17 protein-coding genes and 1 pseudogene are annotated in these 24467 nt (G+C 41.0%); 10 read left to right on the top strand and 8 right to left on the bottom strand.

Going from position 1 to position 24467, the window contains the following annotated elements:
• Positions 1–258: 258 nt before the first annotated feature.
• Positions 259–2193, top strand: a complete 1935-nt coding sequence (dnaK, locus tag ACZ2XM_RS03255; protein ID WP_490586965.1) for a molecular chaperone DnaK — start codon at positions 259–261, stop codon at positions 2191–2193.
• 147 nt (positions 2194–2340) lie between these two features.
• Here dnaK and ACZ2XM_RS03250 read toward each other — a convergent pair whose 3' ends face one another.
• Positions 2341–3162, bottom strand: coding sequence for a methyltransferase domain-containing protein (locus ACZ2XM_RS03250; protein ID WP_490586964.1), 822 nt, complete (start codon positions 3160–3162; stop codon positions 2341–2343).
• Positions 3163–3391: 229 nt separating this feature from the next.
• Positions 3392–4594 carry an 8-amino-7-oxononanoate synthase gene (locus ACZ2XM_RS03245; RefSeq protein ID WP_490586963.1) on the bottom strand — a complete coding sequence of 401 codons (1203 nt, stop codon included), beginning with the start codon at positions 4592–4594 and terminating at the stop codon, positions 3392–3394.
• A gap of 311 nt (positions 4595–4905) precedes the next feature.
• On the opposite strand from ACZ2XM_RS03245, the gene ACZ2XM_RS03240 reads away from it, so the two are divergent.
• From ACZ2XM_RS03240 to ACZ2XM_RS03215, 6 genes are all read left to right on the top strand, one after another.
• Positions 4906–5481, top strand: a complete 576-nt coding sequence (locus tag ACZ2XM_RS03240; protein WP_490586962.1) for a porin family protein — start codon at positions 4906–4908, stop codon at positions 5479–5481.
• A 321-nt stretch (positions 5482–5802) separates the two neighbouring features.
• Positions 5803–6351: a porin family protein gene (locus ACZ2XM_RS03235; protein WP_490586961.1), complete on the top strand. Its 549-nt coding sequence runs from the start codon at positions 5803–5805 to the stop codon at positions 6349–6351.
• A gap of 561 nt (positions 6352–6912) precedes the next feature.
• The gene (locus ACZ2XM_RS03230; RefSeq protein ID WP_490586960.1) at positions 6913–7440 is read left to right on the top strand and encodes a porin family protein; all 528 of its coding nucleotides are present in this window, start codon (positions 6913–6915) and stop codon (positions 7438–7440) included.
• A gap of 396 nt (positions 7441–7836) precedes the next feature.
• The gene (locus ACZ2XM_RS03225) at positions 7837–8325 is read left to right on the top strand and encodes an NfeD family protein (protein ID WP_490586959.1); all 489 of its coding nucleotides are present in this window, start codon (positions 7837–7839) and stop codon (positions 8323–8325) included.
• Between the two features lie 60 nt (positions 8326–8385).
• The gene (locus tag ACZ2XM_RS03220; RefSeq protein WP_490586958.1) at positions 8386–9246 is read left to right on the top strand and encodes an SPFH domain-containing protein; all 861 of its coding nucleotides are present in this window, start codon (positions 8386–8388) and stop codon (positions 9244–9246) included.
• Positions 9247–9497: 251 nt separating this feature from the next.
• Complete coding sequence (locus ACZ2XM_RS03215) at positions 9498–10856, top strand: esterase-like activity of phytase family protein (protein WP_490586957.1); 1359 nt, start codon at positions 9498–9500, stop codon at positions 10854–10856.
• Positions 10857–10958: 102 nt separating this feature from the next.
• Here ACZ2XM_RS03215 and hemN read toward each other — a convergent pair whose 3' ends face one another.
• On the bottom strand, positions 10959–12506 hold the full coding sequence (gene hemN / locus ACZ2XM_RS03210; protein ID WP_490586956.1) for an oxygen-independent coproporphyrinogen III oxidase: 1548 nt from the start codon (positions 12504–12506) through the stop codon (positions 10959–10961).
• 309 nt (positions 12507–12815) lie between these two features.
• On the bottom strand, positions 12816–13673 hold the full coding sequence (hchA, locus tag ACZ2XM_RS03205) for a glyoxalase III HchA (protein WP_490586955.1): 858 nt from the start codon (positions 13671–13673) through the stop codon (positions 12816–12818).
• A 263-nt stretch (positions 13674–13936) separates the two neighbouring features.
• Between hchA and ACZ2XM_RS03200 the strand changes: the two are divergent.
• The 3 genes and pseudogenes from ACZ2XM_RS03200 to ACZ2XM_RS03190 all read left to right on the top strand — a co-directional run.
• A pseudogene (locus ACZ2XM_RS03200) lies at positions 13937–14887 on the top strand (YifB family Mg chelatase-like AAA ATPase); the annotation flags it as partial.
• 99 nt (positions 14888–14986) lie between these two features.
• Positions 14987–16675 (top strand): hypothetical protein, encoded by a 1689-nt coding sequence (locus ACZ2XM_RS03195; protein ID WP_490586954.1) that lies wholly within the window; start codon positions 14987–14989, stop codon positions 16673–16675.
• Positions 16676–16756: 81 nt separating this feature from the next.
• Positions 16757–17689, top strand: coding sequence for a hypothetical protein (locus ACZ2XM_RS03190; RefSeq protein WP_490586953.1), 933 nt, complete (start codon positions 16757–16759; stop codon positions 17687–17689).
• 42 nt (positions 17690–17731) lie between these two features.
• Here the strand turns inward: ACZ2XM_RS03190 and ACZ2XM_RS03185 are convergent, their stop codons facing one another.
• From ACZ2XM_RS03185 to ACZ2XM_RS03170, 4 genes are all read right to left on the bottom strand, one after another.
• Entirely contained in the window at positions 17732–19072 is a 1341-nt protein-coding gene (locus tag ACZ2XM_RS03185; protein WP_490586952.1) for a GIY-YIG nuclease family protein, read from the bottom strand.
• On the bottom strand, positions 19062–21269 hold the full coding sequence (locus ACZ2XM_RS03180) for a DEAD/DEAH box helicase (RefSeq protein ID WP_490586951.1): 2208 nt from the start codon (positions 21267–21269) through the stop codon (positions 19062–19064). The genes ACZ2XM_RS03185 and ACZ2XM_RS03180 overlap by 11 nt, the downstream gene beginning before the upstream one ends.
• 40 nt (positions 21270–21309) lie before the next feature.
• Complete coding sequence (locus ACZ2XM_RS03175) at positions 21310–22992, bottom strand: class I SAM-dependent DNA methyltransferase (RefSeq protein ID WP_490587432.1); 1683 nt, start codon at positions 22990–22992, stop codon at positions 21310–21312.
• Positions 22993–23247: 255 nt separating this feature from the next.
• Positions 23248–24381 (bottom strand): hypothetical protein, encoded by a 1134-nt coding sequence (locus ACZ2XM_RS03170; protein ID WP_490586950.1) that lies wholly within the window; start codon positions 24379–24381, stop codon positions 23248–23250.
• Positions 24382–24467: the final 86 nt, after the last annotated feature.

The raw sequence follows: 24467 nt of genomic DNA, 5'->3' as shown, positions 1-24467 counted from the left end.
CCCTTTAAAGCGCCTTAAATAACAAAAATTCACATAAAAGGTGAGATTTATAAGGCCAGTGGCTTGAAAAACTCGCCTTTTAAACCGATATAAATACACAGCAAACGAGGACGGAATCTCTTTAGGCCACTATCAAGCTAAGCGTCGTATTAAGCGCGAGTGGTTCAGAGAGCCTAACTCCTCGTCTATTTAGATAGATTATGTACTTTAGGTACATTTAATAATTGAAATATTAATTAGAAATTGGAGTAATGATTTATGGCTAAGACCATTGGTATTGATCTAGGTACTACCAACTCTTGCGTAGCAGTAATGGAAGGTGACAAAGTTAAAGTCATCGAAAATGCTGAAGGTACGCGTACTACCCCTTCTATCATCGCTTATAAAGATGGCGAGACCCTAGTTGGCCAGTCTGCAAAGCGTCAGGCGGTCACTAACCCACACAACACTTTATTTGCGATTAAGCGCCTTATCGGTCGTCGTTTCGAAGATAAAGTCGTGCAAAAAGACGTGGGCATGGTGCCATACAAAATCGTTAAAGCAGACAACGGTGATGCTTGGGTAGAAGTAAACGGCAAAAAAATGGCACCACCGCAGATTTCTGCTGAAGTGCTAATGAAAATGAAAAAGACCGCTGAAGACTATCTAGGTGAGACGGTAACGGATGCCGTAGTAACTGTACCGGCTTACTTTAATGACTCACAGCGTCAAGCGACTAAAGATGCGGGTAAAATCGCTGGTCTAAACGTTAAGCGTATCATTAACGAGCCAACGGCCGCTGCCCTTGCATACGGCATGGACAAAAAAGAAGGCGATCGCACGATTGCTGTCTATGACTTAGGTGGTGGTACTTTTGACGTATCAATCATCGAAATCGCTGACGTTGATGGCGAGCAGCAGTTTGAAGTTCTGTCTACCAACGGTGATACTTTCCTTGGTGGTGAAGACTTTGACTCAGCTTTGATCGAATTCTTGGTAGAAGAGTTTAAAAAAGAGCAAGACTTCAACCTTAAAGGTGATGCGCTAGCGATGCAGCGTCTAAAAGAAGCTGCTGAAAAAGCAAAAATCGAGCTATCAAGCGCGCAAAGCACTGAAGTAAACCTGCCGTATATCACAGCAGACAGCTCAGGTCCTAAGCATTTGGTAGTGACCATCAGCCGCTCTAAGCTAGAAGCATTAACCGAAGCTTTGGTACAGCGTACTCTAGAGCCTTGCCGTATCGCTCTTGAAGACGCTGGCTTGAAGAAAACAGACATCAACGACGTAATCCTAGTCGGTGGTCAGACTCGTATGCCGCTAGTCCAGCAAAAAGTACAAGAGTTCTTCGGTCAAGAGCCACGTAGAGACGTGAACCCTGATGAAGCCGTAGCCGTTGGTGCAGCGATTCAAGGTGCCGTATTATCAGGCGACAAAACTGACGTCTTGCTACTTGACGTGACACCACTGACCCTAGGTATCGAAACTATGGGCGGCGTGATGACCGGTATTATCGAGAAAAACACGATGATTCCTACTAAGAAATCACAAGTGTTCTCGACTGCTGAAGACAACCAACCTGCGGTTACTATTAAAGTATTCCAAGGTGAGCGTAAAATTGCTGCACAAAACAAAATGCTTGGCGAATTCAACCTATCGGATATCCCACCAGCACCACGTGGTATCCCACAGATCGAAGTGACCTTTGACATCAACGCTGATGGTATCATGAACATTTCAGCGAAAGACAAAGGTACGGGCAAAGAGCAAAGCATCCAAATTAAAGCAGACTCAGGTTTGTCGGATGAAGAAGTCGAACAAATGGTGCGTGACGCCGAAGCGAACGCTGCGGAAGATGAGAAATTTGCTGCTCTAGCGCAAGTGCGTAACGAAGCTGATGGCCGTATCCATGCTATCCAAAAAGCTTTGAAAGAGGCTGCGGATAAAGTATCTGACGAAGAAAAAGCATCGGTTGAGACCGCTATCACTGAGCTTGAAGCTGTCATCAGAGAAGACGACCATGATGAGATCAAAGCGAAGCTTGAAGCGCTAGACAATGCTTTCTTGCCTGTTAGCCAAAAGATTTATGCGGGCGCAGGGGCTGAAGGTATGGACCCGAACCAAGCACAACCAGCAGATGCTGATGTGGACAGCACTAAAGCGGACGACGATGTCGTAGACGCTGAGTTCACTGAAGTGAAAGATGAAGACAAATAAGACGGCTTAGTCTTACACGTAAAAAGTCTTAAGTCTTAAATAAAAAAACGCATCCTAAGGGGTGCGTTTTTTTTTGGTCGTTATTTTTATTGAGTGGTTTGCCATGGTTTGTCATGGTCTGTTTTAGCTACTTTACTTTTTAAATGGCTAAACCAACTGCGCACTGATAATAAGCGCGTCATAAGTCAGAGTGACTTGACCGTCTGTAGTAGCAAACTGCTCAAGATACTGCTGCTCAAAGTCTGCCAAGCGCTGTTTATTCCAAAAAGGCGGCGAAGATAAGGCCTCTGGATTGTCTTTAGAGGAGGCCGGTATCGCAGTGACCCCAGTGGCTTTAAGATGCCGTAAGACGGCGTAAGGGGTCGCAAAATTTAAGGTACGGCGATAGGTGTCACAGTAGTGAACCGTAAAGCCAGACTGCTCAAGCTGCGCGCGCCATTGCTCGCTACTAGGATAATGCAGACCTTGGCCAGTTAAGGTTTTAAATTCATGAAAATGCTCAGGGGTGAAGGTACTAAAGAGCAATTGGCCTCCGCGCTGCAATTGCTCAGCCGCCTGGGTAATAAAGGCTAAGGGTGAGTCAAACCATTGAATGGCATTGGCACTGACTACTAGGCTGTGATTATCCCCCAATCCAGTAATGTCATTATAAGTCGAGCGCTCCGCATCGCCTATATGGATGCGAGCTGCAGGCACGATGGCTTGTAAAGGGGCAGCATGCGTCTGACATAACTCATTAATGAGCCAGCGCTCTGATTGTAAGGTTTGGGCTAGCAAAGTCGTTAATTGCCCACTACCAGCGCCCACTTCTAGGACACTGGTATGCTGGGTGGTCAGCAGCAGCTCAACTAGGCGTTGGCAGATGGCCTGTTGAATAACAGCATGATTATCATAGCTTTGGGCTAGTGAGAAGCGCTGGGCAATCAATTGTTTGCGAGTATGTAAATGGGACGTTATGAGGTGAGTCATACTGGATACTTATCAGTAGGGGTAAATAAGGGATAACCGTCGCTCGCTCTCTTGCTAGCAGGCATGATTGAGCATTTTATTGACAGCGACGGGTTATTTATGTAGTTATTTATAGAAACGAGCTATTTACAGGGATTGACTGTTTTTCATAGAGATTGACTTTTTAGAGCCACTACCTATTTATTATAGACCCTTTGTTACAGACACTAAGTTTATCAGCATAGCCGCGCTATAAAGCCGCGATTAACGCCTGTAAGTCAGCCTCTTGTAGGGTAGCATTGAGCACGAGACGAATCCGCGAGCTCCCTTTAGCGACCGTTGGCGGACGAATAGGCAAAGCATAAAATCCAGCCTGGCGCAGTTGTGCCGCTTTTGCCATTGCCGCCGCATTACTGCCTAAAAGGTAGGGCACGATATGCGAGTCTGAATGCATGGGGTGGCTGCTTATATCCGCCACTGCCGCTCTTAGGGTGCATGCAAGCCCAGCCAGTCTCTCCCGCTCTGCCGTATAGTCTGGCAGCTTGGCCAAAATAAACCGTGTCCAAGCATGATTGACAGCGGGTAGGGCGGTGCTAAAGATAAGCGGACGCATCGTATTAATCAACCAAGACTTTATTGTAGGGTGACAAAGGACGTAAGCGCCCATTGAGGCCATAGCTTTGCCAAAGGTACCGACTAGGTAATCGATATCAGCCAGCGTCCCTGTTTGTTCTGCCAGCCCTAAGCCCGAGTCCCCAAACACCCCCACGGCGTGGGCTTCATCGACATATAACTCGATACGCGCATCAGATTGCTTTAAGTCGACCAAATCGGGCAAATCAGCAAAGTCACCATCCATACTAAATAGGCTCTCAGTCACGATAATAATGCGCTGGTAGCCGTCGTCTGCTTTCGCAATTAACTGCCGCAGATGGTCATGGTCATTATGGCGGTAGCGCTGATAATCACAGCGGCTCAACTGAATGCCATCAATCAGGCTAGCGTGAACCAGTTTGTCCGCTAAAATCAGGGTCTTGAGCGGCAGTTTTGTGAGGGCGGGCAGTAAGCCTATATTGACATGATAACCACTGTTAAACACCAAAGCTGCACGGTCATAGGAAGGCGCTAGCGGCTGGCTAGTAGCAGTTAGCGCCCGTTGCCACCAGTCACTAAGGTCGCATTCTAATTGGTCTATTTGCTCATTATTGCCCGTCAATAGCCGCGAGGAAGAAGACCCAAAGCGCAAAGTCTCTGTATGGTAATGTTCTAAAAATGCTGCCGCTAAATCTTTATCAGCCGCTAAACCTAGATAATCATTGGAAGAGACATTAAGCAGTCGCTGGCTATCCGTATAGATATAGCGACCTTCATGGCGTAGCGCAGGGATAGCCCGCTGTTGATCGGCGTTATTTAATAACTCTAGCTGCTGTTGGTAATGGGACAAAACATTCATGATAGAAAGCTTACTCAGTGAGTCAGAAGGTAGGAATAGAGACTTTGTTAGAGACTTTAACGCAAAAATAGGGATTCAGATACTAATCGTGCTACTTGTAACAAATGGTTTCATAAGGGCATTAATTAACCTTTTTATACATAAATCATTGTAAAAGTTAACGTCTTTGCTATTAAAGACTGACAGAACTCGAGAAATATTTAGTTACTATAGGTTTCATGAACAGACGGCGTGCATAACTAATTTTTACTATTGGTTAAAGCATAAAATCTACATTTAACTAATTAATATAATTATCTTTGGAGAAGACTATGAAAACATTACAAAAAGCTATCCTTGCTCTAGCTACAGGTTCACTACTAAGCATGGGCGCACAAGCCGCAGTTAGCTATGCCGGTCAGCCCTACGCTGGTGTAAAAGTGGGTCAGTACAGCCCTGATTTAGACGACAATGACGATGCCACTTCTTATGGAGTATATGGCGGTTATAAAATGGCCAATAACTTTGGTGTGGAAGCCGAGTACCTAGGTACTGATGATGCTGACTCTTATGAGGATGCTCTTAATAGAGAAGAATATTCTGCTAAAGTTTATGGTTTATATGGTACTTACGATTATACTTTCCCTAATACTAACCTATACGCTAAAGGCCGTTTAGGGGTAGCTAAAAACGAAGTTAAAGCCACTAATACCTTTAAACCAACAGGCGCTACTGAAGAAGACAAGTATTCAGATACCGGACTTGCTGGTGGTTTAGGCCTTGGCTACAATGTTACTCCCATGGCTTCGGTAGAAGCTATGTATAACATGTACCCTACTATTGAAGCGTCTAATAATGATGATGTAGATGTAAGTGGCATCACGCTAGGCGCTCATCTTAAATTCTAATTAAATCCAGCTGTGTAACCGCTGTGATGGTTTAAAATTAGTAAAAGCAAGCTTGGACATAAAAGCTTGAAGAGATAGAAAAGCACGGCTACTTCGGTAGTCGTGTTTTTTATTATGTAATCCTTTATTTAACCCTTCATGTAACCCCGCAATCATAAATCATTGCAAATCTTAACGTCTAAGCCATCAAACAGCGACACAGTCTTTGAAATATCTTGTTACTATTACCTCATCGGTAGCAAACATATAAAGTTAATAGATTTCTACTATCGGTATGAATGATTAGCTTAAGTTTTTACCTCACAGTTTTAGGAGAAGACCATGACTACATTACAAAAAACCTTACTTGCCCTAGCCACTGGCTCATTATTAAGCGTGAGCGCTCAAGCCGCTGTCAACTATACGGGCACGCCTTATGTCGGTGTCAAAGCGGGTCAATTCATGTTAGATGATGATGGTACGCAAAAGCTCGACAAGGCGACGGCTTACGGAGTTTACGGCGGTTATAACTTTGATCCTAATTTCGGTGTCGAAGTAGAGTTTTTAGGTTCAGATGATGCCGATGTTAGAGTAAATGGTGTGGACGGTGAGTATGACGTCAAAACCTATGGTGCATACGGGACTTATCGTTACTACCTACCCAATGCGAGCGGGTTATACGCTAAAGGTAAGTTAGGTATCGCCAAAACAGAAGCTGATGTTAACTATAGCAATGGTACGAGTACCTCATCTGATGATACGGGTATTGCTGGCGGTATTGGTCTTGGCTTAGCAGTCAATAACAGTATGAGCATCGAAGGCGAGTATGCGATGGCTGATAGCGATATTGATTCTAAACTATGGACAGTAGGTGCTCATCTTAAGTTCTAAAAACTCTAATCAAGCCAAGCTGTTGCATGGCAGTTACAGTCCAAAGTGAGCTCAAGAAAATTTGAGAATATAAGACAGCACGGCTACTTCGGTAGTCGTGTTTTTTATGGCGTTAAAAATACTTACTTAGAATGTTATTAGTTATTTATTTAATAAGTTGAATAGAGTTTTATATTTATAATTAAGCTGTAATTATTAAGATATCTATTTCTGTTATTAAGATGGCTATTTTCTGGGTTGGTAAGTCTAATAATTAATCTATATTAATAAAAATTAATTTTTTAAATAAAGGCTATACGGGCTGCAAAGAAAAAAATTTATATAAATATATGATTTTTATAATAATAATTAAGATTTAAACGTTAAATAAAATAGATTGTAACTGCTATAAATATAAATAATTGCAAAACTTAACGCCCCACCTATCAAACTAAGACACAGTTTTCGAAATATCTTGTTACTATAGTTCCATCGTTAGTTGATAAACAAATTTATAAACCTAATCCAGAAAGTGATTAACTGAATTTGCTTATCAATACTATTTATTAAAAGGAGACAACGATGAATACTCTACAAAAAACATTAATTGCCTTAGCTACAGGATCACTATTAAGCGTTAGCGCCCAAGCAGCGGTTAACTATGCTGGCCAGCCATACGTTGGTGTCAAAGCCGGTCAATTTAATTTAGACGTTGATGATGCTGATAAGCCAACTGCTTATGGTGTCTACGGTGGGTATAACTTCGATCCTAACTTCGGTGTCGAAGTAGAATACATGGGTTCAGACGATGCAGATTATAGAACCAATGGCGAAATCGATGCGAAAACCTATGGCGCCTATGGTACTTATCGTTACTATGTACCTAACGCTAGTGGCCTATATGCCAAAGGTAAATTAGGTATTGCTAAGACTGAAGTTGAAGCCTCAGCTCCAGGTGTAAACATCTCTTCTAGCGATACAGGTCTAGCCGGTGGTGTTGGTCTTGGTCTAGCGGTCAATAACAATATGAGCATCGAAGGCGAATACGCCATGACAGACAGCGATGCTGATGCAAAACTTTGGACTATTGGTGCCCATTTGAAGTTCTAATAACTGGCTAAAATCGTCTATGAGTAGTTTACTAAATGAGTAGTTAGTTACTAATTTTTATAGGCGAAACAGCTAGATAGAATAGTTAGATAGCATGAAAAAAAACGACTGCAATTGCGGTCGTTTTTTTTGTGGGCGGTTAATTAGTCTCGAATTGTGCTACATTAAATGAAGGTAATAAAAAAATCGACTGTGTGCAATCATTGGCCTGTAATTAATGCCCTTAAATCGCTACAGTCTAATACTGTTTTCACTATAGACACTGGCGGCGGATATAAAGTATTACGCGCCACTAAAGCCTTAATTAGCCACTCTTTTCTGTCTTATCCAATAGGTGATAGTCATAAAGTATAGGGATACTGGCAGCAGGTCGCTTATTAAGTCAAGGAGACCGTCATGATTATCGAGCCGTGGCACTGGTTAGTACTAGGGATGGTGTTGGTCATTCTGGAAATGTTTATCACCACCTTTGCGAGTCTGGGCTTTGGCTTGGCAGCCATTATTGTTGCTGGCCTAGCCTGGCTATTGCCGCTGCCTTTTTTTGCGCAGGTCGTTATCTGGTTGGTACTGTCTAGTATTTTTGTCTTAGCTTGGTTTAAATACATCAAGCCGTTGTCCGTTACCAGAACTAAAGCAGGATTGGGTGGGGCAGTTATCATCGGTGAGACCGGGATGATTATCGTCAAACCCACGCCAGACCGTGCCGGTACAGTGCGTTTTAGCGTGCCCATCGTAGGGGCAGCAGAATGGATGTGTCGTACCTCAGGTGAAGAGGTCGAGATAGGGGATCGCGTGGTGGTCACCGATATCGTCGGCAATGAATTAATTGTCAGTAGCGCTAAGACCTTGGCTGAGCTGAATATGGCCAGTACTAGCCATAAATAACTATTCTATAAATAACGACCATATAAATAGCGCATATAAGCGCAAGTAAAGGGGAAGGTAATGGGTAATTTTAGTATCGTCTTGTTGGTGCTGATAGCACTGGTAGTATTCACTATATTCAAAGGGGTGCGCATTGTGCCACAGGGGTATAAATGGATTGTGCAGCGCCTAGGTAAGTACCAGCAAACGCTAGAGCCTGGCCTAAACCTCATTATTCCTTATGTGGATGTGGTGGCATATAAAGTCACCACCAAAGACATCGTGTTGGATATTCCTTCGCAAGAAGTGATTACTCGCGATAACGTGGTCATCATTGCGAACGCAGTCGCCTATATCAATATCGTGCGACCGGATAAAGCGGTCTATGGTATTGAAGATTATGAATATGGTATTCGTAACTTAGTCCAGACTTCGTTGCGCTCAATCATTGGTGAGATGGATTTGGATAGTGCGCTCTCTAGCCGTGACCAAATTAAAGCTCAGCTCAAACATGCGATTTCTGAAGATATCGCCGATTGGGGGATCACGCTCAAGACGGTAGAAATTCAGGATATTAACCCATCACAGACCATGCAGATGTCGATGGAAGAGCAGGCTGCAGCCGAGCGTTTACGCCGAGCGACGGTGACTCGCGCCGATGGTCAGAAGCAGGCGGCGATTTTAGAAGCGGATGGTCGTCTAGAAGCGTCACGCCGTGATGCCGAAGCGCAAGTCGTACTGGCGAAAGGGTCAGAAGAGTCGATTCGCCTGATCAGCAGTGCCATGGGGACTGAAGAAATGCCTATCGTTTATTTGTTGGGTGAGCAGTATATTAAAGCTATGCGCGATTTGGCCGAATCTGATAACGCCAAGATGGTGGTATTGCCCGCGGATATCTTGAGTACGGTTAAAGGTATGGTCGGAGACAAGCTTAAAGTGTAGTTCATAATTTATGCTTTATTAGCACATATAGAAAAGACCTCATATGAGGTCTTTTTTGCGTTATGAGAGTGATAAATCCTGTTAAAAAGCTATTTTTCGCAGGCAACTGGATACGCTTAGGGAATAAAAGCGGTACATAAGAGTCCTGTATCAGCACCAGTCGTCAAGGCTATACTAAAGGATTGTTTTATATTTAAATAATTTATCAAATTGCATAAAAATAAGCACGATTGCATAAGGATTTTATAAGCATGACTCAAGCCAATGATAAGACTAACAAGACCAACCTAGTTCAGGGTAGTCCTCTCCCATACAGTATCTTAGATGCTACTCATCCCAATGCTGCCTATCCTGAGCAAAAGCTTGAAATACGCGGTGGCGGGTTTGGTTCTGATGCCGCTGCGCATCCGAGCAATGCTCAGCAGTTCTATACCTTAGCTGACCGTGGTCCCAACTCTGATTTCGAAGGGATTGCGGGTGCCGGCAAGCAGTTTTTAGTGCCAGATTATACGCCGCGTATTGGTCTGTTTGAGATTCAAGAAGACGGCCAAATTACTAAAATTAAAGAGATATTATTAAAAGACCCACAAGGCAATCCAATTACTGGTATACCCAATCCTAAAGCCTTTGGCGGCACCAATGAAGTGCCTTACGACGTCGCTGGCCAGCCAATGACCGTCAATCCAGAGCTGCCTTATGATGAGGTCACTAATCCCATCCGTGCTGACCGTTATGGCTTAGATCCTGAGGGCTTAGCTGCGCTTGCTGATGGCACTTTTTGGGTGAGCGATGAATATGGTCCCCATCTAGTGCATTACGATGCGCAAGGGGTGGAAATCGAGCGTATCAATCCGTTTGCTCATGACGAGCGCAACAATGTCATAGTGGCTGGCAAGCCTATCGTACTGCCTGCCGAGCTAGCAAAACGTCGAACCAATAAAAGTATGGAAGGGCTAACGATTACGCCAGACCAAACGACTTTAGTGGGTATCATGGAATCGGCGCTTGACAATCCCGATAAGTCTGTTCGCCAATCGGCACTTACCCGTATCGTAACCATTAACCTTAAGACCGGTCAAATCGGCCAGTACCTCTATCGCCGCAACCACGCAAAATACGTGAACTCAGGTATTACCGCTATTAATGACCACGAGTTTTATGTGATTGAGCACGACCGCAAGTTTCCGCTAGTCGATGCGGATGTAGAAAAACACGTTTATAGAATTGATATTACGGATGCTACCGATATTGAAAGTTTAGCGGATAGCGAGACACTCAAGCAGTCTGCTGATTTAGGCTTAATGGTCGCAGGTCAGACCCTTGAACAATATACCGCTGAAGGTGATGCAGCCGGTTGGGAGGCCTTAAGCAAGCTTGGTATTCATCCCATTAAAAAGACCTTAGCGGTTGATGTGTTGGCGGCGGTAAAAGGCTATCCGCATAATAAGCTTGAGGGCTTGTGGCTATGCCAAGATGGCACGTTAGGGCTACTAAATGATGATGACTTCGCTATGACCGATTCGGATGCCGGTGTTGAGCATAAGTATCTCGATAGCGATAAAACCATTATAGATACCACGCATTTATATATCGTTACGCCTAGCGCCTAGTCAGCTTTCTAAAATTAACCTATAAACTGCAGTATTAGCCATTAAAAAGACCTCAATTGAGGTCTTTTTTTGTTTTGTCTTTTTAAGTTTACGTCAAAAGGTCTAAATTACTTTCGAGAATCTATCTTTCGATTTATCCGCCATATAGGTATCAAACACCATCGCCACATTGCGGGCGAGTAGGCGACCTTTGGGTAAAATGCGAATGCCTGCCGCATCCATATCGATGAGCTTATCTTTTTGCATCTCACCCAACTGTTGAATGTCATCGATAAAGTAAGTAATCGCATCGATGCCAAACTTCTGATTCACATCTTTAAAATCAATATAGTCATGGCACAGTAAGTTCATGATGACATAGGCGCGCAGGCGATCTTTTATCGTTGTTTGGATATGTTTTACGCCAGGAAGTCGACCGGCATTCACCGCAGCTTTATAGCTGTCTAAATCAGGTTCATTTTGTAAGATATGACTGGCTGTACGGCCTTTGGTCGAGTACAGCGTGCTATTAATTTGACTGATAGCAGAGACACCAAATCCTAATAAATCACAATCACCTAAGATGGTGTAGCCTTGGAAATTGCGGTGCAGCTTGCCTTCGCGTTGGGCAATAGCTAGCTCATCATCGGGTTTTGCAAAATGATCGATACCGATATATTGATAGCCCGCCGCTGTCAGTGCGGCAATGGTATCGCTAAACATCGTCAGTTTTTCGGCAGCGCTAGGTAAATCTTCATCTTTAATTTGGCGCTGCGAGTTAAAACGAGTTGGCAGGTGCGCATAGTTAAAAATAGACAGACGATCTGGCGACATCTCAATAATACGGGCGACGGTATGCGCAAAGGTCTCTGGCGTTTGGTGTGGTAGTCCGTAGATTAGGTCGATATTAATAGAGTTAAACTCGAGCCGGCGCGCTTCATCCATGACACTTTGAATAAGTTCTTCAGACTGCACGCGGTTGACGGCGATCTGCACCTTATGGTCTAAGTCCTGAACGCCGAAGCTGACGCGGTTAAAGCCCAGCTGGCGTAATGTCGATAAAGTAGTTTCGCGAATCTCTCTAGGGTCAATTTCTACTGAGTAATCGCCATTGCCGCCCTGCTCGGAGGGCCGGTCAAATTCAAACTGGGTTTGTAAGAAGTCCCAAAGCGCAATCAACTCTTCATCGGTAAAGAACGTCGGCGTGCCCCCACCTAAATGCAATTGCTCGACAAAAGGCTTTTTACCGGCTTCAGGCACAGACAATAGTGCACGTTTCTGTTTAATCTCAGCAAAAAGATAATCTAAGTAATCGCCGGCATCACTATTTTTCTTGGTAATAATTTTATTGCAGGCGCAGTAGTAGCAAAGGTGACGACAAAAAGGGATATGAAAATATAGCGATAATGGGGTTATTGAATCGCGATTTTTTAGGATATCAACTTCTATCCCAGCTTCAATAGGCTGAAACTCTAATGCCGTTGGATACGAAGTATAGCGCGGCCCTGAGCGGTTGTACTTTTGAATGATAGTTTCATCAAAAACGAGGTCTTTGGCCGCACTAGTATGCTCTGACTGACGACGGGCATAAGGGTTAGGCATAGTGGCCACAGGACGCTCAGTCGTGGGCGGTAAAACGGCTTGATCAGCAAAAATAGAAGATTGAGTCATAGCGGCGGTCTTATTAGAGGGCAAAAAGGGCTTATAGCAAGCCAGTTTGCTAGAAGAAAGAATCAATGATGGCTATTATAGCAAATTAACTTAATTCCATAAATATCTTATGGGTTTACGACTTTAGAGGTAGGAGACGACTATGAATAGAAGAAATAAGACTGCTGGGCGAGTTCGGTAATGTTTGTAATAGGCTAGCTAGATTCGCTTATAAAGTCGTTAGCAAAAAATAGGTGCCTTAACTGAGTCAAGACACCTAATTGGTAGTGCTGAATTTTCTAAAAATTTATCAAAATACAATGACCGCTGTTAGCAGTTTTTCAGCAATGTATTGGCAATCAGTTTACCAAAGTCATTGGCAGCTTTAGGGCTGGCTGCCGTGATTAATTTGCGGTCTACCTGGCAAGTATCATCTGCTTTCTTATTAACTAGCGTCACACCCAAGCTCTTCAAGCGTTTATTAAATTTCCAAGGTACTTTTCCTGGCATATAACCGACCATTGGCGTTTTACTGTCCACAGAGTCTGGGAAGGTAGCCATCTTATAGCCTTTATAGATATAGTCTTTTTTGCGACCGGTTTTGTCTGCAGCCAGTAATGCGGCTGGACCATGGCAAATAGACAGCATAAATAAGTCGTTTTTATTGACCCATTCAATCAACTGCTGCACGTCTTCATTGGTCGGTAAGCCTAACATGGCGCCATGACCACCAGGAATAAAGACCGCTAAATAGTCCTCAGAACTGTCCATATCATTTTGCACAAAGTCATGCAGGCTTAAGGGGTTTTCAAACTGATATTTATAGTCGTTAAAGATGGCTTTTACAGCGGCATCTTTTTCCGGCATCGCCCATTCTTCAATTTGTACAGGTTTGCCCGTTGGCGTGGCGATATCGACGTCAAAGCCCGCTTGCTGCAAATGTAGCATCGGTACCAGCATCTCGACAGGGTGATTGCCAGTAGAGAATTTTTTGCCATTTTTCATGGTCATATACTGCTCTTCGGTACAGAGCATTAAGACTCTTTTATCACCCTGATAGAAGGTGGTGAACTGCGTATGGTCATAATCGGTTTTCGATTCTGTGGCGAGCTTTAAGGCCACGCGAGACGGTTGATAACCACCGTCACTGGTAGGTTTGGGAGCGATACCTAATATTTTTTTTAACATTCTTTCTATCCTTTATAAAAGTTATTGAATTAAAAGCCCTTGTGGCTTTGTATTAGACTAATCATTGAGTAATTCGATAAGTATTTTTATTATCATGCTCTTAGCGTAATAATAATCGCGCGTTAGGTACAGGCTAGTTTTGTACCCTATCTAACTTATCCTTACGCTTTTGTATCATGAAGGATAATTAAAATATATTTTGCCAATAACTGAACAATATTCTATTATCAACTGATAGTTATTCATTCAATATAAGGTTTGCCATGTCATTTGCCCAAGTCCATACCCGTTCCGTCGTGGGACTGCACGCCCCCGAGGTTATGGTAGAGGTGCACTTATCGAACGGTTTGCCGGCCTTAACTATAGTTGGCTTACCTGAAGCCGCGGTGCGAGAAAGCAAAGATCGGGTACGTTCGGCTATCATTAATTCTAACTTTCAATTTCCAAACCGGCGTCTAACGATTAATTTGGCCCCTGCGGATTTGCCCAAAGACGGCGCTCGTCTCGATTTACCCATTGCAATAGGCATCCTAGCCGCTAGTGGACAGATTGAGCCGGATTGGCTAGACGACTATGAATTTATTGGAGAGTTGGCTTTAAATGGAGATTTGCGCACAGTGGCAGGGAGTCTAGCCGTAGCTCGCGCTATTAAATCGCACAGCAATCAACAGAATAAAGCAGCAAAGCATAAAGCCTATGAGCAGGAGCAGACGGATGAAAATACTAGAGCATCTATAACAGAACCCCGTAAGCTCATTGTGCCCGCTAATAATGGCGTAGAGGCCAGTCGTGTTGCCGGGGTAACCGTTTATGCTGCTGCTACTTTAAAAGCCGTGTGTGAGCATTTACGGGCAGCGCATGACCCTAATAAGCCCTCGACCGAGCATTTGCTAGCCACTGTAACCGCCAAAGTGATACCGCTGACCGCCAATTACAAAGTGGATTTAGCCGATGTGAAGGGGCAGCACCATGCGCGGCGTGCGCTAGAGATTGCGGCGGCAGGCGGGCATTCTTTATTATTTACGGGGCCACCAGGCTCAGGTAAGACTTTAATGGCGTCACGGTTGCCGACCATCTTGCCCGATCTAACCGATGAAGAAGCGTTAGAAGTGGCCAGTACTTATTCCGTAGCCGATACTGAATATCATTATGGCACGCGGCCTTTCCGTGAAATTCACCACACTATTTCGGCGGTTGCGTTGGTGGGAGGGGGGTGTCAGTTCTCCTAATTACTGTCATATTCCCTAAATAGATGTCATGAGCTGTATAGATTATTGTATAGTATCCACAACTGAAGTTTGTGGGGAAGCTGAATGGGAGCTAATTTTTTTAAGGGCTTGGAGCGTATTTCCAACCAAATTAGCATAAATATTAGACAGCATGTAAAATCGAAATTTTCATATAATAAAGAATACGTTTTAGTATGGTATGGGCGTTTATTTATTGGATTCGGCAGCCAGAATGATAAGCGACTAATTGAAGTAGTATTTCTAACACTTGATGATGACGATGAAGTGAGGGTGAAACTACCGATTGAACTTGCGCCTAAGCTTACTATAGGCTCTATTTGGTTAAATTATCGAACTCAGCAAAAATATGATTTCGATGATCAAATTGCTGTTATTGAGAAGAGTTCAGGTAACCTTAGTTATTCTAATCATTTCGGTATCAGTAAAAAAGAAAAAGGTGTATATGAGTTTGATGTTACTAAGTATCCAGTTAAGGGCTTAAAAACTGATACTAATACTCTACTTGTAATCCTCCAAAACAATCAAAAAGTCATAATTCATCCTTTAATATTCTTTATGGCGCATTATGGGGCGTCAAAAGAGATCAATCGCATTTTAGTCACTGAATTATGGGCTGATATTGAAAAAGAGCTAAATCTTAATTACCCCGATCCCAATACATCAGAAGTAGTGTTGATACCTGATAGTTGTGCAGTTGGTGACGCAGTGTTTTTACACCATCTGAAAACAGATGATTATACAAAAATGGTAGTCAAAGGTTTAAATTCGAGAGTTAGGCAGAGCCTACGTGACACAGAGTCACGTTCTGCCCCTTTAAAAGTTCAGCCTTATCATCAACAGCCTGTATTGATTGCTTTTAAAAGTATTGAGTTAGAAAGCAATGTCTTTCTCTGCACAGAAATAACAGGTATATCTATGCCTCAAGGGGAAGATATTGTCTATGCTTTTAAAGGTGGTAATGAGGCTCAAGATGCTTCAAGGTTAGCTACCAGAACCTACAGACCCTTATTTAATAAAGTAGACACTGAAGAGGTTGTTATCGAAGCATCGAACAATGCAGGTAACAGCACAACTGCTGTCATTCGTCAAAAAATTGCCACAATTGGAGATATAAGAAATTTAGTAAAAACAGAAAATATTACAATTGACGAGGCATTACAAACTAAGAACAGTCAAGTAATTCCTTTAAGAGAACCAATACCAGAAAGTTATGCTGTAGGCGATAGACGGAGTTCTGACAATACTGTTGGCATACTAAAATCATTGATATGCTCAAATATAGTGCCTTATCAAAAACCTTCTTTTAAAAAACTCCTACAGTATGCAAAGGATTTAAGACTAAAAGCTAAATATAGCAATCTACAAATCGATAGTTATAGTGAGGGCAGGTTTCATGGAGAGACAACAGGTTATTTAAATAGTTATGATGGCTCAAGCAACGTTCTAAATATCTTTGTATTAAGGTTGAAAAACGACGATGAAACCTATTACTTCTTTGATTGTAGTGTGGCATCAGGCATTAAAACTAGCGGTAATGCTCTCAGAGTAGATGATAATGAGGATTTTATAAATAATGGGATGGATAACGTTTTAGAGCGGTTATTTAATAATAACGGTAGGCTTGATCATGATGACGAATTAAGAAGGCTGTATGGCCCAATGGTGACATTTAACCATACCACTGGATCAAGTGATGTCAACTGGGTAACTACAGCCCTCACTAAGCTAAATAATAGCAATACAAAGATGTAGATATGCGATAGTAGGGATTTAGGAGTGACCTATACTTGGGCGTAACCATCACCTTTTTCATATATAGCAAAAGAGACGTCAATGGAATTAAGAGCAGATTTTTTTGGTGATTGGGTTGTTGTTCTAAAGGATGTCTTAAGTAATGAATGGCAATGTGACATTTCGTTATTAGCAGACAGTGAAATACCATTATTGTATTTTAATACAGAGAACAGACGGCCAGCTAAAAAGAAGCGGAAAGTGTTTTTGGCTGACACCTTTACCTGCCCTACTGAGTTAGAGGCAGGCTTTAATAGACTCATAGATAGGGTTGAGAATGGTAAAGACCTGACTATGAATCTGAGTAAAAAGGTATTTTTTCCTAAAAAAAACGACCCTATGCTTAATGATTGGGGTATTCATCACTTTCATCTTAATGAAAATAATGATGGTAGTTTTATTCATGGAACTAAGGAGCTGTTATTTGCTTGGCTTGTAAATGATATGTTTTATGCCATTGGAATTTTTAACCATGATTCGTGGCTGGATGAAAATATAATTGAAATTATGCACCGAAACTGGCCTATGCAACTAGACAGATACAAGGTGGTGGGTCATATTGAGCCTAATGAACTAACAGAACAGCAACGAAAAAACTTACGTGGAGCTGGCGTAAATGTTATCAGCACTGTTGAAGATGGGGCATCATATTTTCCAATCGGCGGTGGATTCGCAGGTAAACAATATAACATTCAAGCAGTGGTGGCTGTAGATTATCAAAGGTCTGTATTGAAGCAATTAGAAAACCATCTTGCCGCTCAATTACAGCATATTCGATCTGATTTTTATGCTCACGGTTATGATGGAGTATCTGACGTTGAGGCTAATATTATGGCAACAGAGACACACTATATTGCTGTATTTCCTAAATACAGAATAGGCGTTTTTCTTATTCCTAAGTCAGAACACATAATCGAAGGATTTGAAAAGAGATGTTATAGCTTGGATAAAGATATAGTGGTTAAAACAGTCTAACGTAACCTCGCTTGTAAACCTATTGCTTAAAATAATGAGAACCTACTTCGGCACAATCACGCCACTAGCCCTGTCTATTCGATAATCCTTAATATCACCCGCAATGACTAAATTTATAGCTTTTTCAATCTCTTGCAAAGCAACATCAAACCACTCTGTTGCGTTATGGAAGTTATCATCCTTAGCCTTTGACAGCACTCTTACTCTTTGATCGTAGAAAAAGGCATGAAGTACACTTTCAACAGCTCTGGCATTTGCATCGTAAACCTGCCATTCAGCAATAATATCCACTGGCTGCTGTAGAAAGGCATTGTCCCTAGTTGAGTGTTTAGTACGCTTATCACCTGTAAGCGTGGAAAAACCAATTTTATGAAGATGTTTGTAGTGTTTCAGATTTTCAGGTGTATCAGTGAGTTTTGCAACATATATAACCCCTGTAAGTTGACTGTTATCCCCAAAGCTTTTAGCTAACTCAGCATCTATCCAATCAGGTGCGGTTATAAGAAGCTGGTAACTATTTTCATACTTATATTGAGCAGTAGCTAAAGAATGAACAAGCATATTTGATTCTGTGCCATTGGCAAATATTAGGCGAAGGCGCTCTTGGCTACGAGAGTTTTTTCTCACCTCAGCTTTATAGATATCTGCTACATAACAAAGCAGCCCATTAAGTACAAAAACACTTCCAATGGTAATATTCTTGGTGGAAGCAAAATTTGTCTTAGTGAACTCTCCAGCCTGTATTGCTTGATTAATACGCTCAAAGGTCATTTCAAAATTATAAAAGTCCTTGCATTCAAAGCGACTTGCTATGTCTTCATCGTCATACTGGTCATACCTAGACCTTACATTTTTTTGGCTGTCACTAATCAAAATATCTGATTGAATATTATCAAAAATCCCTAAAGCGTCGTTATTAAAGATATCCTCTAAACTATTAAACGAAGGTGGTTCAATAGTTGATTTAACCTCAACCCGCTCCTTTTTACCGCCATCTTGATTAGTGAGAGGTTCTTGATTAATTTGATCTATATGTGAGCCTACAGCTCTTTCATCTGACTCATTGCAGCTCTGTGGTGAAGTTAATAAACCATGTTTGTCTATGCTTAGTAATTCTTGAGCAATTGAAGCCTGATTTTTAATAGAAGATAGTCGTCGTGATAATATTTTTTCATTGAAATCAATAGCATCCTCACTAGGTAAGCGCCCATTCATATCTATAAAAGAGTTTATTTCAGAAAATTGTTGCTCTAAGAGACTGTTGTTCCTAGACCTCTCTTTAGAGATAGGCTTAACATTAGCGAATATTCCCAAAGAGTCATTGGAAAAAATATCTTCTAAGGACTTAAATTCACGGCTTTGGTATATATCATCAAGCTTCATTATTACTACTCATTTTTTTCTTAGCATTCACATTTCTGGCATAGGCCATAATTTCTGCCATGCGTCGTTCGATGCCGTCTTCTGAGTTTATGTTAGGCTCTCTATTATTCTTGTGCATAAAGGTGAGCACCTTGGGCCACATCAACAAGACCTCTGCTTCAGTTACAGTGCTTCGACTAGAAAAAACTACGTCGTTAATAGTCTTCAATACATCTTTATCCACCGCCCTAGATAGCACTTCATAAGCGTCATGAAACGGATTCACAGACTTAACTAAATCGATGGGAAGGTTATTTACATTAATGAATTTGCTTCCCACTTTTACAAAAGCATTGCTTGCGGTTGACTCTGCCACACTGCTAGATTTTGTTTTAGGATTATAGATTTTTGCGCCATTCGGTAAGTCACGTTCTTTGATAAGTTCGTCATCATTGACTTGCGCTCTATCTTCTTCGTTTAAGGTGGAGATATCTATGTACTCACTGCCTTTCTTGATGAAAAAACGCTCGTCTTGAATGGTGGCATCTTTAGGAATAGCTCCACCTTCAACTATACCGCCTTGGCTGTTAATAGTTACATACTGCATAAAGCCTTCTTGAACTTGACGAACTTCATTATCGTCTAAGGCAGGGTATTTACTGCGTATAATACTTGGAATAACTGAGTCTGAAACAGCTTCAGCCTCTACACTATTAGCTTCAGCAGCTAGATATTTTTTAATGTATTCTGGGTTTTGACATAACTGAGCCAATAGTTCATCTCGGTCTTTGTTGAGAATATTCATTACCCTGTCAGAAGGCGGGTTTACAGAGTCATCAATAATTACAGTCCCATGAGGCAAGTCTTGTTTACCTAGAAGATCTAAGTCGCTACGACGCTTAAAGTTGATGTTGGGTTTAAGGACTTGCTCCATTAGTAGCGACAATGTAATGGCTTTTAGCAACTCATTCACAGAGCTTGTAACTTGAGACTTATCAGCCTCTGGCTCAGCTATAAGGTTCGTGAATTGAGCATGGGTTTTGCCTTCACTATCTCGTGTAGCACGACCGATAATCTGCACTACTTCAGTCAGAGAGCCACGATAACCGATAGTTAGCACATGCTCACAATATTCCCAATCGAACCCTTCTTTAGCCATGCCTAGGGCTATTATGATGTCCATTTGGTCACGAGATGTAATATCAGCTAAATAAGCCTGCGTATTCACACGTATAGCATCATCTGTTACCAAGTCAGCAATTAATAAACGTCTATTATCGTGTGAGCGTACTGTTATGACTCCAGTAGCTTCATCACGAGACTCAATCACTCCAATAACGTCAATGATTCGCCCCACCGTCTCATACTTATCAGTTTCAGCAGTCAGACTATTTACATTAGGGATATGAATAATTGTTTTTTGAGATAAATCTAAACACTTATCCAAAGCTTCAAAGAATGATTTTTTATAAAAGTGATAGCCTAGCCCTAGCGATTTTAAGTACTCGTAACCATTAAGCTGTTCGTAATAAGTATAAGTAATCTTATCAAATTTCGCTTCATCCTCATCAGATAGGATTGGCACTGAATCACCACGAAAATAAGATCCAGTCATTGCTATAAGATGGGCGTTAGTTTTGGACATAATGGCGTCTAATATAGCACCTAGACGATTAGAGTCATCTGCTGAGATGTGATGAAATTCGTCTACTCCAATCAGGATGTCGTTAAATACCTCAATATCCTCTCCATCATTTATCATCTTGTCGAAACCGTACCTAAAACTATGATGGGTACAGATTAAGACTTGAGATGATTTACTATCACTAGCTTCCTGAGTAATAAATTCTGAGAAAATAGTTGTCTTTCGAGTGTCGCTCTGTGCAAGACTTAAGCACAAGTTATAACGATCAGAAACCTCCCAGTCGGCAAAAAAACCTGACTCGCTAAGCGGTATCGACTTAAAAGATTTGCCAATACTCATCTCTGGGACAGTAATAATTACTTTTTTGATGCCTTGGTTAATAAGCTTATCAAGAGCAAGAAACATCATTGCTCGTGACTTTCCAGACGCAGGTGGTGATTTGATAAGCAGGTATTGACTATTACGCTTTTCAAAAGCACGAGCTTGCATTTCACGCATACCCATTGGATTCTTTTGCTTACTTTGACCAGTTTGGGCATAAGTCTGATTTAAGATGTTAACAGTCTGGGACATACAGGTATCGCTCCAAAATATATAAAGTTATGGCTTTGGATTAAGGTTTTTTCTTCTTCTTCTTTTCTTTTTCTGCTGCAATCAGTTGTTCATAACGTGCTAGCAAGTGTGCTAAGCGCTCTTCTGTATTAGCAAAACCCTGTGGGCGATATAACTTATCTACTGCATCGTCAAGGATGGCATGTGCCTTTCTTAGGTCTTCTGGCATTTTGTCTGGATCATATAGTTCGGCTAGGGTTAAGCCAACATTACTTGCTCGTGACAATAAAACTTCTTCCGCTAGCTTCTCAATATGCAGTTTCTGACTCTCTGTTATATCGGGAAAGGGGAAGGTGTTATAAACAATAGTGCCTGAATAGCGATAATCGCTTTTTAAGCGCCCCGCAACTAGACGCATCCATTCATTGTGAGTTAATGATGTTAAAATGCCGAATTCGTATAAAGTTCCGTTAGGGATAATTTGGTTGGCGTCAGAAGATATTATATCGCCTTGAAAAAATCCGATAGGCACATAGAGTCTCCGCTCAGAAGAGACTCTTGGGATCAAAATATAACTATCTGGGTTATTAAGATCTCGAAACTCATGAGGCCGTTCTGCAAGCTTATGAGCTGCTTCATCACTACTTGCTAAACGGGCTGCTTTAACTTTCTCAACTCTTTCTTTTACTAAAGGCATACTGTTCAACTCTTCTGGAGTAATGCCAACCATCCATAAACACCATCTTTCCTTGCCGTTTAGAAATTCACTCGATCCTAGTATTTTTTTCAACCATTTCTTAGATAGAGGTTCATGTTTAATTAAATCGTCCTTTTCTTCGGGGGTAAGTAACAGGTTTCCACCATCATAAGGCATATTACCGAATAAGACTGGTGACCTATTGCATAAAGATGTGCTACGTCTTTCAACAATAGCGTTTGTACCCTCTACTAAATAAGGACTTATATTTTTCACTAACTCACTGTGCCAACTGTCCTCTAACAGTTTATAAATAGTCTTTTTTTCAATGGCTTTCGTTGCAAGACCTATAATAACAACATGTACGCCCGCATTATGCTTTGCGTTATTCTTCCATTGAAAGGTCTGATAAGCAAAATGAATGTTTAAGCCTAAATCAAAAATAGGCTGCCATAATATAGATACCTGTTCGCCCTGAGCAATGGAGTTAGTGGCGACTAAAGCAAGCTTGGCTTTACTATCAGAAATATACTGTGCGCCTTTATAAAACCATGCTGAGACAATATCTAAGGTTTTTAACTTTTTAAAACCCTTAAAAACATACTCCATATCTTTGGTTTGACTAATTGTTCTTTTTTGCTTGCCGCCAAAAGGTGGGTTTCCTACAACATATATTTCATCATTACCGTTATTAGGGCATACATCATTCCAATCGAGACGTAGACTATTACCCTGAATAATATGTCCACTATCTTTTAAAGGTAACATTGGCTGAGATGCACCAAACTCACGTTCAAACAGCACATTCATTTGATGCTCAGCCAACCAGAGCGATAAGCGAGCAATTTGACTTGCAAAATCGTCATACTCAATACCATAAAAATTATTCAAGCTAATTACGCTATCAAAGTCTAGACCTAGTAGGTTGTCTTTAGCACCTTTCATCAAGTCACGTTGCGCTTTTAGTATGTCAATTTCAAGTTTACGCAACTCTTTATAGGTAATGATTAAAAAATTTCCAGAGCCATAATATCCGTAACATAGTATAGTGGTGACATCAGTTTAGCCTATTAATCATATAGGTCTAACAGAATAAGTGTGTGTCACTACGTAAGACAATAAAGTGGTGACATATAGCATTTTTTGTCACCACTCTACAATAAAGGGGTTCTATGATGTGGTTTGAGCGTCTAGGACAAACTATATCTATATAATCAATCTTCTATAGTTTTGATATAGAATCACTTCGTTTGAGGTACTATTAACCCCAAGTTTTCTTGTATCAAAATTACTTAGATTTTCTTATAGTGAGTCAATTATGGTTTTGAGTTGAGGGGTAGTGACTCCATTATCACAAAATTTATGAAACATGTCTTTGTAGTCAGGATTTACGATATACTCTTCTTGGTTCAATTTAGAAGCTGTATTGATCAATATAATGTTGTTAGAAAGCATGTTTTTCACCTCATTTCCACCACGTTTTGATTTTACTTCAACGGTTTTCTTAGGCATAAATCGCCCATTCTTTATGAATAACCTTATAAACTTGGCTAGCCTTTCTTCTTTTTTTATACTACTATTTTCTAAAGAGCTCTCAATCAAATCTAAGACATCTGAGGTCTTGCCTAACTTTATAATTTGATTGGAAAAATGGTATGGTTTAATTTGAGAGCCAGCATGATCTGAGTGGTCAATATTTATAGTGCCTGTATTAAAAAGTGTATGCTCATTAAAATTACAGCTAACAAATCCTGGGTAATTGTCTATATAGCAATTATCTATAGTAAGATTTGAGAAGTCAAATAGTGGCTTAGGTGAGGCCTGCATATTTTTTATATTGCAAAGTGATATATTCTCTAATTTATTTTTATCAGAATTAGAGAATATTTCAAGAAGAGCATCGTTTAAATGTTGTGTATTTTCGAGTTTTTGCTTTGATTTTAGTATTCCTAAATATAAAATAAATAAGCTTGAAATATATATTTCGTAGTTGCTGTTTTTAGATTGAACAATATCTTCAATATTCTGTAAAACGAAAAAATGTATATCAGATATATCTAGGTCAGATAGTCTCGATCCTATGTCTAAGGAAAAGTAGTTTAAATAACTAACCTTTGAAAGAAGTAGTAATAAAATACTTTCTTCTAAAATATCTCCACTGTAAAATCGTTGTGAGATTGATATTTTCAGAAAAAAATCTCTTAAGAAGTCATATCTTATTCCTATGCTATCTTTACTATTAAAATTAATAAATGGATGAGCAAGTAATAAAGATACAGTTTTATTGTCAGGATTTTCAATAATATTATTAACTATTAATATAAATTCAGACTTACTAATTACTTGCTTTTTTTCACTTATCTTACATAGAATGTTAACTTGATTAATAAGACTTATATTGAGTTTTTTGACTTCACGTTTACATACGGCATGCACTAAATAATCTATAGTTAAGTCTTTATAAAATCGATACAGCCCATATCATGAAACAGTTTAGGTAGATTATTCTCCATCCATCCTTG

It is taken from the genome of Psychrobacter sp. CoH-33_TS_01 (assembly GCF_058189395.1).
This window is presented reverse-complemented; position numbering and strand designations above follow the sequence as displayed.